Genomic DNA, 16555 nt, shown 5'->3' on the forward strand with positions numbered 1-16555 from the left:
CGCGCAAGGCCGCCGAAGAGGAGGCCCGTCGCGCCGCCGAGGAGGCCGCCCGCAAGGCAGCCGAGGAGGAGGCCGCCCGCGCCGCCGAGGCCCAGGCCGCTGCCGCCCGCCCGGGCCGCGGCTCCAGCGCACCCGCCGCTCCCGCCGGCTCCTACAAGGAGTACGCGATGAGCAAGGTGGGCAGCGCCGGCGAGTTCGGCTGCCTGGAGCGGCTGTGGGGCAAGGAGAGCGGCTGGAACCCCAACGCCCAGAACCCGAGCAGCACCGCGTACGGCATCGCGCAGTTCCTCGACTCCACCTGGGCGGGCACCGGCATCGCCAAGACGTCGGACGGCTACCGGCAGATCGACGCCGGCCTCATCTACATCGAGAACCGCTTCGGCTCGCCCTGCGGCGCGTGGAACCACTCGCAGGCCAAGGGCTGGTACTGAGCCGCACGGGCTGACGAGCCGGTCGGTGTGACGAAACCGCCGGTCGGGCACGGGACTTCCCCGTGCCCGACCGGCGGTCTCGTCGTCCCGGGGCAGGGGCGGGTGGTCAGCCCAGGAGGCCGGCCTCGGCCTTGGCCGTCAGCGCCGTGCGCACGGCCGCGTCGACGAGGGCGGCGAAGGCCGGGTCCTCCTCGCTGCGCGCCGCGACGGCGTCGATCATCTCCGGCACCAGCCCGCCGTCGACGCTCAGCACCAGCGTGCCGCCGGCCTCGAGGAAGCGCACGGCCCGCTCACCGGGCGGGATGCCCTCGACCGCCTCGGCGTTGGCGAGGTCGTCGGAGATGACCACGCCGTCGAAGCCCAGCTCGTCGCGGAGCAGGCCGGTGATCACCTGGCGGGAGAACGCGGCCTGGTTCGACGGGTCCAGCTGCGGATAGGTCGCCGAGGACATCATCACGAAGGGCTCGGCAGCCGTGCGGGACAGGAGGTCGGCGAAGGCGGTCACCTGCTCGTCGGTGCGCCCCGTCACCGGGTCGACGACGTCGGCGCTCGTGTCGGTGTTCCGCTGGACCCTGCCCAGGCCGGGAAAGTGCTTGAGCGTCGGCACCACGCCGTGCGCGGCGAGCCCGTCGGCGACGACGGCGGCTGCACGGGCGACCTCGGTGGCCGAACCCCCGTACTGCCGGTGGACCGCGCCGATGGGTTCGTTGCCCGGCTCGGCGCCCACGGGCACCACGTCGGCGACGGGCGCCAGGTTGACGTTGAGGCCCGCGGCGCGCATCGCGGCACCCAGGCCGTCGGCGAGTGCGGCGAGCTGGTCGTCGGGGAGCCGGCCCTGCTCGACGGCGGTCGGCAGCTCGTCGAAGCCGGGTCCCTGCAGCGTCTGCACCAGGCCACCCTCCTGGTCGGCGGCGACCCACAACCCGGGTCCGGGCGCGGCCTCCTGCCAGGCGCTCGTCGTGGCCGCCAGCTCCTCGGCCGGGGCGGTCGTGCGCCCGTGCAGGAACATCCCGCCCACGCCGCTGGTCGCGGTCGCCGCGCCGCCCCCGAGGTCGTCCAGCGGGACACCGGCGACGAACAGCTGGCCGATCTCGGCGCGCCGGTCCAGCTGCTGCAGGGCCGTGCCCACCCGGGCCTCGGGCCCGTCCGGCGCCGGGGCCGCCGCCGGGGTCCGGGCGTCGGTGCGGGAGGAGGCCGGCTCCGTGGGTGTCGTGCTGCACCCGGCCAGCGCCGCGGCGCACAGCAGTGCGACCGGCATCAGGGGGAACGGCTTGGCAGCAGTGGTGCGCACCTGTGTCCTCGTCGTCGCCGGGCAGCCCGACGACCGACTGCCTGTGCCGACCAGTCTTGCCCGGGAAATGGCGCCTGCCGGGCAGGCGGGAGGCGTGTCGGCCGTCGGCTCGCACGACGGGTGACCGGCTGCCTAAGGTCGGGGCCGGGAACCGGACCGGAGGGGGAGCGATGACCGAGGCGGGCGACGCCGACCGCAGCACACCGCCCAGCGGCCTCGTCGGACGGTCCATCGACGAGTTCGTCGGTCAGCTCCGCGGGTTCACCGACCGGGCCCGCTCGCTGGCCGGTGCCGTCCCGTCCAGGCTGCACCTGCCCGCGCTGCCGAGCCCGCCGGGGGCCATGTCCGCGGCGCAGGTGGGGGCGGTCGCCACGACGGTGCGTGCGCAGCGGCAGTCGATCGCCGCCATGCGGGCGCAGCTCGACGCCTTCGACCAGCAGCTCGCCGTCTTCGAGCGGATCCTCGACCCGCTGGAGGAGTGGAGCGCCACCTGGGCCCAGCTGGAGAAGGCCGTCGGCGACTTCGTCCGCCGCGAGCCGGGCCAGGGTGAGCCGCCGGCCCGGCAACCGCCGGCTCAGTAGCCGTCGTCCTCCTCCGGGGGGCGGCGGCGCAGCAGCCCGGTCACCGATCCGACGCGGGTCTGGGCCTGCCGGAGCCCGTGGACGAGCGGCATCAGGTCGTCATGGATCCGGCGCAGGGTCTCCGGGACGGTGTCCACCGCCGGGTCGTCGAGCACCCGGCCCACCCGCTCGATGCCCGGTCGCAGGGCGCGCACCGGCTCCTCGAGCTCGTCGACCAGGGTCTCCAGCCGCTCGGCGATGCGCTGGGCCGAGGCGATCGTGTCGCGCGCCATGGTGGTGGCCTCGGTCAGCTCCCGCACCGTGCCGGTGAGGTCGCTCAGGGTCCGGGGGAGCTGGGAGAGCGCCTCGGTCTGGGTCTGGAGCAGGGCGATGAGCTCGCTGAACCCCGGGATGCGGGGCAGACCGAGACCTCGGAAGGGATCCACCCGGCCACCGTCGGCGACGTGCGCCGGGCACGCAACCCGGCGCCGCCGGAGGCGACCCAGCGGCCGTCTGTTCGACCGCTGGATCTCGGCCCCCGGACCGCCGGCGGTCAGGGCGCCGTGCACGTCGGGGTGCCCAGTGGGGGGCGCCCGCACTCCTCGCGGGGGCGGGGAGATCAGGCGGGATCGAGCTCGCCGGTGTGCACGACCTGGGTGGCGACGTCCCGCAGCTTGACGTTCCGCTCCATGGACAGCCGGGCCAGGATCTGGAACGCCTTGTCGGCGGTGAGCTTGTAGCGCTCCATGAGGATGCCCTTGGCCTGGTCGATCACCGCGCGCGACTCCAGCGCCGCCTGCAGGTGCTCGGCCCGCTCCACGGCGCTCTTGTACAGGTACATGTTCGACACGGGACCGACCGCGTAGGCCGCCAGCCGGGTCACCAGCCCGGCCGTCCGGGGATCGTCCACGGCGACGTGCCGGGCGTAGAGGTTCATGGACCCGGACACCAGCTCCTGGGGCGGCAGCGGGAAGGACAGCACGCTGTCGAAGCCCCGGGACGCCGCCTCGGCGGCGAACTCCGGCCACGTCGGGTCGTCGCGGGTGTCGGCGATGCCCGTCCGGCGGCCGGTGGAGGCCGCCTCGAGGCAGGGGCCGGTGCCGGCGCGGTACTGGAAGCGGTCGAGCTCCGTGGCCACGTCGTCACTGGCCGCCACGGTGCTCGGGCGGCCGTCGTCGAGGATCGTCACCGAGGCCAACGGCTGCCCCGGCAGGATGCGGGTGGCCAGCTCGGTCACCTTGAGCAGCACCGACTCCAGCGAGTGCTCGGCGAAGGACAGCCTCGCCAGCTCGTCGAAGGCCGGCTGAACGACGGCGTCATCGTCGTCGGGGGATGGCACGCGAGGTACTCCGTCTGCGCTTGCACCGACGAACGAACGCCGGCGAGGAGGGAAGGACCACGGCTTTTTCCAAGGTCGCTTCAGTGGCGGGGCACGACGGCCCGGCCGCACGCCGGCTGTCTGACGTGCTGTAGCGGTGGTGAGCTTAGCCAGGTGACCCGTAGCGGCCTCGGCGGGGCCGAGGGGAGTGCCATGGGGTGCCGGTCAGTCCTGCGGTGTCGTGGCGTCGAACGCCACGTCGGCCCACTCGTCCAGTGCCAGCACGTGCCACATGCGCTCGAGCAGGGCAGGAGCGTTCCAGAACTCCAGGCGGACCCCCCGCTCGCCGAGCGTGCGGGCCCACCGGGCGAGCACGCGGCAGGCGGCGACGTCGGCGAAGCTCAGCCCGGACAGGTCGACGGCGCAGGTGCCGCCGCTCACGGGGGTCGCCGCGAGGATGCGGGCCAGCCGCTCGGCGCCCACCGTGTCGACGTCGCCGGTGAGGCTCGGGCCCTGCTCGTCGAAGAAGACCTGGAAGGGTGCCGTGCCCGTGGGGGCGTGCACCTGCGGGTGCACGCCGGCGAGGTCGCCGAGGGTGGCGGCCGGGAGGTCCTCCCGGTAGGCGCACATGGCCGTCATCCCGGGCCCGTGGGCGATGAACTCGTCGGCGACGTGCTCCCAGCGCACCAGTTCCGGCCGCAGCGCGGCGTCGGCGGCCAGCGCGGTCACATCGGCGAAGACGCGCAGCCCCGTGTGGCCGTCGGCGACCGCCCGGCGGGTGGCGGCGTCGTAGAACGCGTGCTGGCCCTCGGTGCTGAAGGGGCCGGTCGCCGCGTAGGCGTCGGCCACGGTGAGCAGCCGCAGCCGGCCGTCGGCGATCAGCTCGTCGAGGTCGCCGAGAGCGGTGGGGGCGCGGCGCAGTCCGTCGACGACCCGGTCACCGACGCACAGCAGCCGCTCACCGCGGAGCAGGCCACCGGCGAGGAACTCCACCGCCGCCGCGACGAGGTCGCTGTCGTCGCGGTAGACCCAGCAGACGTGGTCGTGCGCACCCGCGATCGGGACATCGTTGACCACTCCGTGAACGCGCACGTACCCAGCGTAGGGCCTGATGGCGTTCCGGAACAGGGGCGGACGAACGCGACCTCAGAGCGCTTTGAGGATGTCCTCCACGCGCTCCCGTGCGTCGCCGAACAGCATCCGGCTGTTGTCGCGGAAGAAGAGCGGGTTCTGGACGCCGGCGTACCCGGTGTTCATCGACCGCTTGAACACGACCACCCGTTCGGCCTCCCAGACCTTCAGCACCGGCATGCCCGCGATCGGGCTGCTCGGGTCCTCGGTCGCAGCCGGGTTCACCGTGTCATTGGCGCCGATGACGAGCACGACCGACGTCGAGGCGAAGTCGTCGTTGATCTCGTCCATCTCCAGGACGACGTCGTAGGGCACCTTCGCCTCGGCCAGCAGCACGTTCATGTGGCCGGGCAGCCGGCCGGCGACGGGGTGGATGCCGAAGCGCACGTCGACGCCGCGCTCGGTGAGCTTGCGCGTGAGGTCGGCGACCGGCCCCTGCGCCTGGGCCACCGCCATGCCGTACCCGGGGGTGATGACGACGGACCTCGCGTCCCGCAGCAGCTCGGCGGTGTCCTCGGCGGAGATCTCGGTGTGCTCGCCGTAGTCGACGTCGGAGGAGGCGGCGCTGCCCTCGTTGCCGAAGCCACCGGCGATGACGGAGATGAACGACCGGTTCATGGCCTTGCACATGATGTAGGACAGGTAGGCACCCGAGGAACCGACCAGGGCGCCGGTGATGATCAGCAGGTCGTTGCCCAGCAGGAAGCCCGAGGCGGCCGCGGCCCACCCCGAGTAGCTGTTCAGCATCGACACGACGACCGGCATGTCGCCCCCGCCGATCGAGGCGACGAGGTGCCAGCCGAGCGCCAGGGCCAGCACGGTGACCACCGACAGCACCAGCAGGTTCGGCTCGGCGACGAACACCACGGTCAGGACGGCGAACAGCACCAGCGCGCCCAGGTTCAGCCAGTTGTGCCCCGGCAGCACCAGGGGGTTGCTCTTGATGCGGGCCGACAGCTTCAGGAACGCCACGATCGAGCCGGTGAAGGTGACCGCGCCGATGAAGACGCCGACCACGACCTCACCGGAGTGGATCCCGGCCTCGGCGCCCACGAGCACCGGGCCGCCCGCCGCCGCCTCGACCGAGAGGTAGCCGTTCCAGCCCACGAGCACGGCCGCCAGGCCGACGAAGCTGTGCAGCAGGGCGATGAGCTCGGGCATGCCGGTCATCTCGACCTTGCGCGCCCGCCACAGGCCGATCGCGGCGCCGATCGCCACGGCGAGCACCAGCAGGGTCAGCCCGACGGCGGAGATGTCCCGGGTGGCCACGCCCACGGTGGCGGCCAGCGCGATCGCCATCCCCGCGATGCCGTAGGCGTTCCCGGCCCTGGCGGTCTCGTGCTTCGACAGGCCGGCGAGGCTGAGGATGAACAGCAGGCCGGCGACGATGTAGGCCGCCGACGCGGCCGTGGTCGCGGTCATCGGGCGGCCGCCTTCGGGTTCGGGCCGCGGGAGAACATGCCCAGCATGCGGCGGGTGACGGCGAAGCCGCCGAAGACGTTGATGCTGGCCACCAGGGTGGCGACGAATGCCAGGGCCCGGACGACGCCGTCGTCGCTGCCGAGCTGCAGCAGCGCGCCGACCACGATGATCCCGGAGATCGCGTTGGTCACGCTCATCAGCGGGGTGTGCAGCGCGTGGTGCACCTTCCCGATGACGTAGAAGCCGACGACGACGGCCAGGGCGAACACGGTGAAGTGCTGCACCAGCTCGTTCGGCGAGAAGGCGGTCAGCAGGAACAGCAGCGCGGCGCCGAGGCCCACGAGGGCGAACCGCCGTCCGGGCTTCGGTGGCTCCGGTGGGGGAGCGGGCTCCCTCGGCTCCGGCGGCGCCGCGGCCGCGCCGGCCCCCGCCCCGCCCCCGGCCGACACCTGCACCGGCGGTGGGGGCCACATCTTCTCGCCCCCGCGCACGACGGTGATCGACCGCTGCACGACGTCGTCGAGGTCGAGGACCAGCCGGCCGTCCGTGCCCGGCGTGAGCAGCTTCAGCAGGTTGACCAGGTTGGTGCCGTAGAGCTGCGAGGCCTGGGCGGGCAGCCGGCCCGGCAGGTCGGTGTAGCCGATGATCGAGACGCCGTTGGCCGTCACCACGATCTCGTCGGGCACCGACCCTGCGACGTTGCCGCCCTGCGCCGCCGCCATGTCGACGATCACCGAGCCGGACCGCATGGAGGCGACCATCTCCTCGGTGATCAGCCGGGGGGCCGGGCGGCCGGGGATCAGCGCGGTGGTGATGATGATGTCGACGTCGCGGGCCTGCTCGGCGTACATCTCCGCGGCCCGGCGGTTGAAGTCCTCACCCATCTCGCGGGCGTAGCCGTCCGCGCTGACCTCCTGCTCACCGGCCGGTACGGCGACGTACTCACCGCCCAGCGACCGCACCTGCTCGGCCACCTCGGGTCGCACGTCGGTGGCACGCACGATCGCGCCGAGGCTGCTCGCCGCCCCGATCGCGGCCAGCCCGGCCACCCCGGCGCCCGCGACGAGCACCTTCGCGGGGGGCACCTTCCCGGCGGCGGTGACCTGCCCGGTGAAGAACCGGCCGAAGACGTGCGCGGCCTCCACGACCGCCCGGTAACCGGCGATGTTGGCCATGGAGCTCAACACGTCCATGGACTGGGCGCGGGAGATGCGCGGCACCGCGTCCATCGCCAGCGCCGTGATCGGCCGCTGCGCCAGCGCATCCACCAGGCCCGGGTCGAGCGCCGGGCTCAGCAGGCCGATGAGCGTGGCGCCGTCGCGCAGCCGGGGGAGCTCGTCGGGAGCCGGGGCGTTCACCCGCAGGACGACGTCGGCCTGCCAGGCCTCGTCGGCGGTGCCGACCCGCCCGCCGGCCTCGGCGTAGGCCTCGTCGGGGAAGCTGCTGGCCGCACCCGCCCCGGTCTCCACGACGACGTCGTAGCCCAGCCCGACCAGCTGCCGCACGGTGGTCGGCGTGGCGGCGACCCGCGTCTCGCGGCCGCGCGTCTCCCGGGGGACTCCGATGTGCATCGTGGCGCTCCAATCCTCGGTGGACGGGCCTCGTTGCCCGTCCGCCAGTGGTGGGGTCGTACGCGGTGCTCGGTGGATCTTGCCTGCTAACGGCGTCCGGCGACGGATGGCTGCGCGAATGTGAGCGACCGCACCCTGTCCCTGGGGGCCGTGTCCGGTGGTCACGGCCGGTCGCGCCGGCCTCCCCCCAACGGGGGGAGTCGACGCCACTCGGGTGAAGACCGCGGGGAGGACCCGCCGAAGACATCCGTGACGCCATCGACCGGTGCCGTCGCCGAGCTGCCCGAGGGGAGGACACGTGTCCGTCACGATCAGCGTCGACGACGACGACCGGGTCCCGCCGGAGATCGTCTCGTCGGTCTTCTACAGCGCGACGGTCAGCGACAGCCTCGCCCTGGTCGTCGCCGAGGCCGTGGGGAACCGGAGTCGCATCACCTGGGGCAACGTCGGCGCGATGGAGCTGCTGGGCTACGGCCTGGACGACCTGCGCGCCCTCCCGGTCGACCACCTCTTCCCCTCCCTCGGGGGCGGGGAGCTCAAGCTGCTGCTGCGCCGTGAGCGCGCTACCCGCATGACCCTTCCCGTGCGCACCGCCAGCGGCGCGACGGTGGAGGCCGTCGTCACGACGACGCCGTCGCCGAACGGCCGGATGTGGACCGTCCGGATCCTCTCGACGACGAGCGAGCAGGAGCGCGCCCTGCGGGCCACCGCCGACGCCCACGAGCGGCGGTTCTCCACGCTGACCGAGCGGTCGCCGGTGCCCACGCTGCTCTCCGAGCAGGGCATGCGCCTGGCGCACGTCAACGACGCGTTCTGCACCCTCGTCGGCCGGCGGGCCGAGCAGCTGCTCGGGACCGGCTGGATCGAGACGGTCCACGAGGACGACCTCGACACGGTGATCGAGCAGGTGTCGGCAGCCCTCGACGGCGAGGAGGTCGAGACCCAGGCCCGCCTGCTCCGCGACGACGGCTCGCTGCGGACCACCATCATCCGGTTCGCCCACCTCTTCACCCCCGGCGTCGGGGCCGGGTTCGTGGGGACCATCGAGGACATCACCGACCGGCTGGCCTTCGAGGCCCAGCTGGCGCACCAGGCCAACCACGACCCGCTCACCGGCCTGCCGAACCGGACGCTGCTGGCCCACTACGTCGCCGGCCGCTTCGTGCCCGGCACCGGCGGCCTGGCCTGCCTCTTCCTCGACCTGGACAACTTCAAGGTCGTCAACGACTCGCTGGGCCACACCGCCGGCGACGAGCTGCTCACCGAGGTGGCCGCCCGGCTCACCACGGTGGTCCGTCCCGGTGACCTGGTGGCCCGCTTCGGTGGCGACGAGTTCGTCGTGGTGTGCGAGAACGTCGAGCAGGAGGCCGCGGTCGCGCTGGCCGAGCGGATCTCGGTCGAGCTCGCCCGCCCGGTCCGGCTCGGCGGCGTCGACGTGCGCCCCTACGCCAGCGTCGGGGTCACGGTGCAGACCGAGGAGCACCAGTCGGCCGAGGAGCTCATCCGCGACTGCGACATCGCCATGTACCAGGCCAAGGCCGGCGGCAAGGGCCGGATCACCGTCCTGGACCAGCGCGCCCGCGAGCAGGCCCGCGACAAGCTGCGGCTGGTGGCCGAGCTGCGCGACGCCATCGAGCGGCGGGAGATCAAGCTGCTCTACCAGCCGATCTTCAGCACCGTCGACGGCAGCCCCGTCGCGGTGGAGTCGCTGGCCCGCTGGGACCACGCCGAGCGCGGAGCGATCAGCCCCGCGGTCTTCGTGCCGCTGGCCGAGGAGAGCGGGCTCATCGCCGGCCTCGGGCTGCTGGTGCTCGACGAGACCTGCCGGCAGCTGGCCGAGTGGGACCGGCTCATGGGCTGGGCGGCACCGGCGCGCGCCAACGTCAACGTGTCGGCGCTGCAGCTGGACGCGAACCTGCCCCCGCAGGTGTCCGCGGCGCTCGAGCGGCACGGGCTGACCCCCTCCCGCATCTCGATCGAGATCACCGAGTCGGCGCTGATGAAGGACCCGGACTCCGCCCGCGAGATCCTGCACGAGCTGCGCGACCTCGGCGTGGAGCTGGCGATCGACGACTTCGGCACGGGCTACTCGTCGCTGGCCTACCTCCGGCACCTGCCGGTGAACTGCCTGAAGGTGGACCGGTCCTTCGTCGCCGAGCTCGCGCACGGTCACACGGAGATCGCCTCGGCGGTCATCGCGCTGGCGCGCAGCCTCAACCTGAGCACCGTCGCCGAAGGGGTCGAGACCCCCGAGCAGGCCGCCGAGCTGACCCGCCTGGGGGCCACCTACCTGCAGGGCTTCAGCCTGAGCCAGCCCCTCACCGGGGGGCACGCCGCCGCCTGGTTCGCCGCACAGGGAGATCGCACCCGATGACCGTCACCCCGCTGCCGACCCGGGACGGCACGGCGCCCGTGTTCGACCTGGAGAAGGTGCTGGCCAGCATCGACACGATGGCCGCGCAGCGCCCGGTCGCTGCCCAGATCGTCTCGGTCGCCAACTCCGACGACACCAGCGCGAAGGCGCTGTCGCAGATCCTCGCCTCCGACGTCGCCCTGGCCGGCCGGGTCATGAAGCTCGCCAACTCCGCGTACTTCGGCATGCGGGGGAGGGTGACCTCGCTGCAGTTCGCCGTCACGGTCGTCGGCTTCACCACCGTGCGGACCATGGCGACCGTCGCCCTGACCGACCTGGACGACGAGGCGCGGCTGCCGGAGAACTTCTGGGACGTGACCACCAGCCTCGCCCTGGCCTCCTCCGCGCTGGCGCCGCGTTTCGGCGAGCGGCCCCAGGACGCGCTCTGCCTCGGCCTGCTGGCCCAGCTGGGCGCGGCGCTGCTGAACCACAACGACCGTGAGGGCTACGCCGAACTGGTCGACGACAACCCGGACTTCACCGCCCGGCGGCTCGCGGAGCTGCGCCGCTACGGCATCAACAGCGTGCGGCTCACGGCGGTCGCCCTCGAGCAGTGGGGCTTCCCGCACAGCATGACCAGCCGGCTCAACCAGGTCGACGACTTCACCTCGCTCGAGGGCGGGCTGCTGCGGTCGGCGTTCGAGGTGACGGCCCGGCTCACCGTCGAGGACTACGACACGGTGCCGATCGTGCGGCTCAGCTGCGGTCAGGTCCGCGAGGACGACCTGGTGCCGGTGCTCGACCAGGTGCGCGCCGACGCCGACGAGCTGCGCCGCGCCATGCTCGGCGACGCCGACCCCGACCCGTACATCGACTGACATACCGCCCGTTGACGCGCGCGACTGCGCAGAAAAGGCCCCCTCCGGCGGACCGGAGGGGGCCTTTTCCGCGCAATCGCCGAGGAATCAGACCGCGTACGGAGCGCCCAGCGGGTCGACGGTCTCCTGGTCGGCCACCGTCCGGGCCAGCCGGGCGGCGGCGAAGTCGCCGTCACCGAGCAGGTGGTCGATCGCCGTGAGCCGGCTGGTGTAGTGCCCGACGGAGTACTCCGCGGTCACCCCGATGCCACCGTGCAGCTGGATGGCCTCCTTGCCGATGTGCCGGCCGGCACGGCTGGTCTGCAGCCGGGCACGGTCGGCCGCCGAGACGACGTCGCCGCCGGCGTCCTGCACCATCGACGCCCACAGCGCGGTGCTGCGGGCCAGCTCCAGGGACACGTACATGTCCGCGGCGCGGAAGGTGAGCGCCTGGAACCGGTTGAGGGTGACCCCGAACTGCTTGCGGGTCTTCAGGTACTCGGCGGTGATGCGCAGCGCGGAGTCCATCGCACCGAGCGCCTCGTGGCTGTAGGCGATGCGCGCCTCGGCCAGCGCCCGCTCGATGGCGGCCGTCCGGTCGCCGCCGGTGCCGAGCAGGGTCGCCGGGGTGCCGTCGAAGCGCACGTTGGCGGCGCGGGTGCCGTCGTGGGTGCGGTAGCCGGTGCGGACCAGGCCCGCGGCGTCGCCCTGCACGAGGAACAGGCCGGTGCCGCCGTCGACGACGGCGGAGACGACCAGCACGTCGGCGCGGGCGCCGGTGGGCACCGGCTCCTTGGCGCCGGACAGCGTCCAGCCCTCGCCGGCCTGCGTGGCCGTGACCGCGGACGCCGAGGCGCTCCAGCGGGTGCCGATCTCGGCGTGCGCGAAGGCGGGCACGCAGGTGCCCTCGGCGATGGCCCCGAGGAGTTCGCCCTTCTGCTCCTCGGTGCCGACGGCGGCGATCAGGCCGCCGGCCAGCACGACCGCCTCGATGAACGGCTCGGGCGCGATGACCCGGCCGATCTCCTCGGCGACGATCGCCACCTCGATCGGGCCGGCGCCCATGCCGCCGTGCTCCTCCGCGAAGGGCAGGCCCAGCAGGCCCATCTCGGCCAGCCGGGACCAGGTCTTCTCGTCGAAGCCCGGGTCGGTGCCGACGACCTTGCGCCGCACCTCGCTGTCGCCGTACGCCCGCTCGATCAGGCCGCGCACGGCCTCGCGCAGGTCGTTCTGCTCGCGGTCGTTGGTGAAGTCCACGTCAGATCACAGCCCCAGGATCGTGCCGGCGATGATGGTGCGCTGAACCTCGTTCGAGCCTCCGTAGATGGAGACCTTCCGGTAGTTCAGGTAGTGCGGCGTCGCGACGCGGGCCCAGGCGGGCACGTCGGACCCCTCGTCGGCGAAGGAGGCCACCGACAGCGGGCCGGCGAGGTCGACCAGCAGCTCGGTGGCGGCCTGCTGCAGCTCCGAGCCGCGCAGCTTGAGCACCGAGGAGGCCGGATGCGGCTTGCCGTCGGCCGAGTTGGCGACCACGCGCAGCGCGGTCAGCTCCAGGGCCACCAGTTCGTTCTCCAGCTCGGCGATCCGCCGGGCCATGAACGGGTCCTCCAGGAGGGGGCGGCCGTCGACGGTGATCTCGCGGGCGTAGTCCTTGGCCTGGGCGAGCATCTTCTTGGTGGCGCCCACGCGGGCGATGCCCACGCGCTCGTTGCCGAGGAGGAACTTGGCGTAGTCCCAGCCGCGGTTCTCCTCGCCGATGAGGTTCTCGGCGGGGACGCGCACGTCCTCGAAGAAGACCTCGTTGACCTCGAAGCCGCCGTCGATGAGCTCGATGGGGCGCAGCGTCACGCCGGGGGTGTCCATCGGGAAGACCAGCAGCGAGATGCCCCGCTGCTTCTTCTCCGCCGTCGGGTCGGTGCGGACCAGGCAGAAGATCCAGTCGGCGTGCTGGCCGAGCGTCGTCCAGGTCTTCTGGCCGTTGACCACCCAGTCGTCGCCGTCGCGCACGGCGGTGGTGCGCAGCGAGGCGAGGTCGGAGCCGGCGTCGGGCTCGGAGAAGCCCTGGCACCACCAGATGTCGAGGTTCGCCGTCTTCGGCAGGAAGCGCTCCTTCTGCTCCTGGTTGCCGAACGCGGCGATGACCGGGCCGATCATGCTGGTGTTGAAGGCCAGCGGCTCGGGGACGCCGGCCAGCTGCATCTCCTCGCGCCAGATGTGGCGCTGCAGGGGCGTCCAGTCCTTGCCGCCCCACTCGACCGGCCAGTGCGGCACGGCCAGGCCCGCGGCGTTGAGCACGCGCTGGGCCTCGACGTACTCGTCCTTGGAGACGTGCCCGTGACCCGCGACCTTGTCGCGGATCCGCTGGGGCACCTGGGTGGTGAAGAAGGTGCGCATCTCCTCCCGGAAGGCCTCGAGCTCCGGGGACAGCTGCAACCGCATCGGTCCTCTTTCCCGACGCCGCCTGGGAGCGGCGTCTCGACGTGTACGTCGGACGATCCCACATCCGCCTACCGGCGGGTAGCTCCGGGCCGGGGGGGGCGTCAGGCCGGGCCGCGTCGTCCCCGGGCCAGGCCCGTGGAGTCGCGGAGCACCAGCTGCGAGGGGAGGACGAGGTGCTGGGCGGCGGCGCCGGGCCGCCGCGGCGCATCGGCGGCCTCGAGGAGCAGTTCGACGGCCGCGCGGCCGAGGTTCACGTGGGTGCCGCCCAGTGTCGTGAGGCTCGGCGTGCACAGCTCCGCGGCGAAGATGTCGTCGAACCCGGTGACGCTGACGTCGTCGGGGACGCGGACCGAGCGGGCGGCCAGCCGCTGCAGCACCCCGATCGCCAGCAGGTCGTTGTGCGCGATCAGGGCCGTGGCCCCGGTCGTGAGCGCCGCGTCCGCCGCCGCCGCGCCGTGGGTGACGCGCGGGGTGAACGGGCCCATCCGCACCGCCGTCATCCCCGCCTCCGCAGCGGCGTCCCGGATGGCGGCCCAGCGGCTGGCGGCCATCCACGACTCGCGCGGGCCGGTGAGGTAGGCCAGCGACGTGTGGCCGAGCGAGGCCAGGTGGGTGACCAGCTGGCGGCAGCCTTCCCGCTGGTCGAGGACGACACCCGGGATGCCCGGCACCTGCCGGTTGACCATGACCAGCGCGTGGCTGCCGGCCAGCTCGACGAGGTCGTCCTCGGGCAGTCGGCTGGCGGCGAGCAGGAAGCCGTCGACGGACCGGGACAGCCGGTTGATCTGCTCGCGCTCGATCCGCGGGGATTCCTCTGCGTTGACCAGCACCAGCGTGTGCGCCGATGCCTTCGCGCGCAGCTCCGCCCCGCGGATGATCTCGAAGAAGTGGGGGTTGGTGATGTCGGAGACCACCATCGCGATGGTCTGCGTCCGCCGGGAGGTCAGCGCCCGGGCGTGCGGGTTGGGCGAGTAGCCCAGCTCGGCGGCGACCTGGACGACCAGCTCGCGGGTGGGCGCGCTGACCCGCTGCGGATTGCTGAAGGCACGGGACACCGTGGACGTCGCCACGCCGGCCGCCCGGGCGACGTCGTAGATGGTCGGGCTGGTCACGGCGTGATCAAAGCGTGATCGCGGGCTCTTGGCAACATCATGGCAACTGCTTGCCGCTCGGATCGGGCGGTCCCTACGGTCGGCCTCGCTGTGACAGGCGGCACACGCCGGACGGAAGGAGTGAGGGTCCAGTGACGGCACCCCACGACACACCCATGCGGTGGTGGTCCCGCCCCCTCCGGGTGGTCACCGCCATCGAGATCGGGCTGGCGGCGACGGCCACCGTGGTCATGTTCCTGTGCGTCCTGCTGCAGGCGGCCCAGCGCTACCTGCCCTTCGAGGGGTTCACCTGGACCGGTGAGCTGGCCAGGTTCTGCCTGGTCTGGCTCACCTTCGTGATGGCCGGCGTCCTGGTGACGATGGAAGGCCACATCAGCCTCGAGGTGATCGACCTCGTGCGGAACCCGCTGGTCGTCCGGTTCGTCCGCGTGTTCGCCTGCCTGGTGGTGGCGCTGGTCGGTGCCGGGTTCGCGGTCGAGGCCTACGACCTCATGGTCTCCACGGGCCGGTTGCGCTCACCGTCCCTGCGCCTGCCGCTGTCCTGGTTCTACGCGTTGCCGCTGCTCGGCTTCGTCAGCACCGCGATCCGCGCCTCCGTCGCGGCGGTGCGGTTCGCCGTGCGCGGGGTGCCGGCGGCGCCCGCGGCCACCGTGGTCGGTGCCGAATGACCGTCCTCTGGCTGTTCCTCGCCATCGCGGGGCTGCTCCTGCTGCGCGTCCCCGTCGCCTTCGCGTTCCTCGGCCCGTCGCTGGCCTACATGTGGCTCGCCGGGCAGTCGATCGGCGCGAGCCTCCGGCTGCTCACGGCCGCGGTCTCCAGCTTCCCGCTCCTGGCCGTCCCGCTCTTCATCCTGCTCGGCGTCATCGCCAACCGGGGCGGCATCGCCGACCGGCTCTTCGACTTCGCCCTCGCCTGCGTCGGCCGGGTGCGCGGCAGCCTCGGCTACGTCAGCGTCGGGGTGAGCGTCGGCTTCTCCTGGATGAGCGGATCGGCGGTGGCCGACGCCGCCGCGCTCGGCAAGATCCAGATCCCGGCGATGCAGCGCAACGGCTACCCGACGAAGTTCGCGCTGGGCGTCACCGGCGCGGCCTCGCTCATCGCGCCGGTGATGCCGCCCAGCATCCCGGCGGTCATCTTCGCCGGACTGGCGGCCGTCTCCACCGGCGCGCTGTTCGCCGCGTCCGTGGTCCCGGCGCTGCTCATGGCCCTCGGCCTGTGCATCGTGGTGTTCCTGCTGGTGCGCCGGTACCCCGACATCCAGACGACCGAGTTCTCCTGGCAGCGGGTGCGGCAGACCGGGCGCCGGGTCATCGGCCCGCTGGGTGCGCCGGTGATCATCCTCGGCGGCATCCTCTCCGGCGCCTTCACGCCCACCGAGGCAGCGGCCGTGGGTGTGGCCTACATGCTGGTGCTCTGCTTCCTCTACCGGAGCCTGAAGGTCCGGGACCTGCCTGCGGTGCTGTCGGAGACGGCGGCGACCTCTGCCGCGATCATGCTGATCGTCTCGTCTGCGTCGCTGCTGGGCTACATCATGGCCCGCGAGCGGGTGCCCCAGCTGATCTCCGAGGCGCTGTTCGCGCTCACCGACGACCCGACGGTCTTCCTGCTCCTCGTCGCGATCGTCATGCTCATCCTGGGCACCGCGATCGACCCGACGGCGATCCTCGTGCTGACCGTCCCGATCATCCTGCCGATCAGCAACCAGTTCGGCGTGGACCCGATCGCGCTCGGGGTGCTGATGATCCTCGCCACGATGATCGGCCTGCTCACCCCGCCGGTCGGCACGGTGCTCTACGTCCTGAGCTCCATCACGAGGACCCCGACCTCGACGGTCTTCCTCGGCTCCCTGCCCTTCATCGTCCCGCTGCTGGTCATCTGCGGGCTGATCATCGCCTTCCCCGACGCCGTCACCTGGCTCCCACAGCAGCTGGGCCTGTGACGCGCCGCCGGCCCAGCGGCCCGGGACCGCCCCGGGACCCGCACGGCCCACCCACGTCACCCGCGGGACCACCGCACCCACCGACCCAGCTGCCGGGCGCACCGCTCCGGCGTCTGACGTCCGACAACCGG

General features: G+C 72.9%; 15 protein-coding genes. 6 read left to right on the top strand and 9 right to left on the bottom strand.

Annotated features, from left to right (window positions below; genetic code table 11):
- Window positions 1–431: aggregation-promoting factor C-terminal-like domain-containing protein (locus C5507_RS19955; RefSeq protein WP_158657664.1), on the top strand; the 431-nt coding region annotated here is incomplete at its 5' end.
- Window positions 432–537: 106 nt separating this feature from the next.
- Here C5507_RS19955 and C5507_RS19960 read toward each other — a convergent pair.
- Entirely contained in the window at window positions 538–1722 is a 1185-nt protein-coding gene (locus C5507_RS19960) for a glycoside hydrolase family 3 N-terminal domain-containing protein (protein WP_207225717.1), read from the bottom strand.
- A gap of 170 nt (window positions 1723–1892) precedes the next feature.
- Between C5507_RS19960 and C5507_RS19965 the strand changes: the two genes are divergently transcribed.
- Window positions 1893–2303 carry a hypothetical protein gene (locus C5507_RS19965; RefSeq protein WP_104530252.1) on the top strand — a complete coding sequence of 137 codons (411 nt, stop codon included), beginning with the start codon at window positions 1893–1895 and terminating at the stop codon, window positions 2301–2303.
- Here C5507_RS19965 and C5507_RS19970 read toward each other — a convergent pair.
- The 5 genes from C5507_RS19970 to C5507_RS19990 all read right to left on the bottom strand — a co-directional run bounded on the left by C5507_RS19970 (window position 2297) and on the right by C5507_RS19990 (window position 7724).
- The gene (locus C5507_RS19970; protein ID WP_104530275.1) at window positions 2297–2728 is read right to left on the bottom strand and encodes a methyl-accepting chemotaxis domain-containing protein; all 432 of its coding nucleotides are present in this window, start codon (window positions 2726–2728) and stop codon (window positions 2297–2299) included. The two genes, C5507_RS19965 and C5507_RS19970, sit on opposite strands and share 7 nt — an antisense overlap.
- Before the next feature lie 173 nt (window positions 2729–2901).
- The gene (locus C5507_RS19975) at window positions 2902–3621 is read right to left on the bottom strand and encodes a GAF and ANTAR domain-containing protein (protein ID WP_130504206.1); all 720 of its coding nucleotides are present in this window, start codon (window positions 3619–3621) and stop codon (window positions 2902–2904) included.
- Between the two features lie 204 nt (window positions 3622–3825).
- Window positions 3826–4692: an MEDS domain-containing protein gene (locus C5507_RS19980; RefSeq protein WP_104530254.1), complete on the bottom strand. Its 867-nt coding sequence runs from the start codon at window positions 4690–4692 to the stop codon at window positions 3826–3828.
- A 54-nt stretch (window positions 4693–4746) separates the two neighbouring features.
- Window positions 4747–6153, bottom strand: a complete 1407-nt coding sequence (gene pntB / locus C5507_RS19985; RefSeq protein WP_104530255.1) for a Re/Si-specific NAD(P)(+) transhydrogenase subunit beta — start codon at window positions 6151–6153, stop codon at window positions 4747–4749.
- Window positions 6150–7724, bottom strand: coding sequence for a Re/Si-specific NAD(P)(+) transhydrogenase subunit alpha (locus tag C5507_RS19990; protein WP_104530256.1), 1575 nt, complete (start codon window positions 7722–7724; stop codon window positions 6150–6152). The genes pntB and C5507_RS19990 overlap by 4 nt, the downstream gene beginning before the upstream one ends.
- A 298-nt stretch (window positions 7725–8022) precedes the next feature.
- Between C5507_RS19990 and C5507_RS19995 the strand changes: the two genes are divergently transcribed.
- Both C5507_RS19995 and C5507_RS20000 read left to right on the top strand, forming a co-directional pair.
- Window positions 8023–10098 carry a putative bifunctional diguanylate cyclase/phosphodiesterase gene (locus C5507_RS19995; protein WP_242611048.1) on the top strand — a complete coding sequence of 692 codons (2076 nt, stop codon included), beginning with the start codon at window positions 8023–8025 and terminating at the stop codon, window positions 10096–10098.
- Complete coding sequence (locus tag C5507_RS20000) at window positions 10095–10955, top strand: HDOD domain-containing protein (RefSeq protein WP_242611047.1); 861 nt, start codon at window positions 10095–10097, stop codon at window positions 10953–10955. Before C5507_RS19995 ends, C5507_RS20000 begins: the two co-directional genes overlap by 4 nt.
- Window positions 10956–11042: 87 nt before the next feature.
- Here the strand turns inward: C5507_RS20000 and C5507_RS20005 are convergent, their stop codons facing one another.
- The 3 genes from C5507_RS20005 to C5507_RS20015 all read right to left on the bottom strand — a co-directional run bounded on the left by C5507_RS20005 (window position 11043) and on the right by C5507_RS20015 (window position 14485).
- The gene (locus tag C5507_RS20005) at window positions 11043–12191 is read right to left on the bottom strand and encodes an acyl-CoA dehydrogenase family protein (protein ID WP_104530257.1); all 1149 of its coding nucleotides are present in this window, start codon (window positions 12189–12191) and stop codon (window positions 11043–11045) included.
- 6 nt (window positions 12192–12197) lie between these two features.
- Window positions 12198–13373, bottom strand: coding sequence for an acyl-CoA dehydrogenase family protein (locus C5507_RS20010; protein WP_104530258.1), 1176 nt, complete (start codon window positions 13371–13373; stop codon window positions 12198–12200).
- Window positions 13374–13474: 101 nt separating this feature from the next.
- Window positions 13475–14485, bottom strand: a complete 1011-nt coding sequence (locus tag C5507_RS20015; RefSeq protein WP_104530259.1) for a LacI family DNA-binding transcriptional regulator — start codon at window positions 14483–14485, stop codon at window positions 13475–13477.
- 131 nt (window positions 14486–14616) lie between these two features.
- On the opposite strand from C5507_RS20015, the gene C5507_RS20020 reads away from it, so the two are divergent.
- Together C5507_RS20020 and C5507_RS20025 are read left to right on the top strand one after the other, a co-directional pair.
- A complete protein-coding gene (locus C5507_RS20020) occupies window positions 14617–15153 on the top strand; it encodes a TRAP transporter small permease (protein ID WP_130504205.1) in 537 nt (178 codons plus the stop codon).
- Window positions 15150–16424, top strand: a complete 1275-nt coding sequence (locus tag C5507_RS20025; RefSeq protein ID WP_104530261.1) for a TRAP transporter large permease — start codon at window positions 15150–15152, stop codon at window positions 16422–16424. Before C5507_RS20020 ends, C5507_RS20025 begins: the two co-directional genes overlap by 4 nt.
- Window positions 16425–16555 lie beyond the last annotated feature (131 nt).

The sequence above is a fragment of the Blastococcus saxobsidens genome (genome assembly GCF_002938435.1).
Classification (GTDB): Bacteria; Actinomycetota; Actinomycetes; order Mycobacteriales; family Geodermatophilaceae; genus Blastococcus; species Blastococcus saxobsidens.